This window comes from Domibacillus indicus, from assembly GCF_023715895.1.
In the GTDB taxonomy this organism is placed as follows: domain Bacteria; phylum Bacillota; class Bacilli; order Bacillales; family Domibacillaceae; genus Domibacillus; species Domibacillus indicus_A.
Map to the genome: position 1 here is coordinate 1 of NZ_JAMBOO010000093.1, position 409 is coordinate 409.

Consider the following 409-nt stretch of genomic DNA (forward strand, 5'->3'; position numbering starts at 1 on the left):
AGCGATTATAAGCCCCTGAATGCCGACGATAAGACCGCGTTGGGCGACAGGATAGTTTTGCCAGCTGGAACAATGTCATGGATAAACTGGATACTCTGACCTTGTTTGTGCGCATCGTCGAACGGGGCTCATTCAGTGCCGCCGCCGCGGATCTGGGGGTTTCCCGGCCAGTAGCGACCGCGGCTATTAAAGCGTTGGAGGTCAGTCTCGGGGCGCGGCTGCTACATCGTACCACCCGGCACGTACGGCCGACGGCAGAAGGCTCGCTGTATTATCAGCGCTGCGTGTCCATTCTGGCGGCCCTTGAGGAGGCCAACCGCAGCGCCGGGGGGAGCATCTCCGGCACCATTCGGGTAGACGTGGCGGGCAACCTGGCGCGGACCCTGCTGCTGCCCGCGCTGCCGCAGTT

The 409-nt window shown here is 62.6% G+C and carries 1 protein-coding gene; it reads left to right on the forward strand.

All coding sequences use genetic code 11. From position 1 onward, the window contains the following. Positions 1-77: 77 nt before the first annotated feature. The coding region (locus M3221_RS25720; protein ID WP_251274828.1) for a LysR family transcriptional regulator at positions 78-409 on the forward strand (332 nt) is incomplete at its 3' end.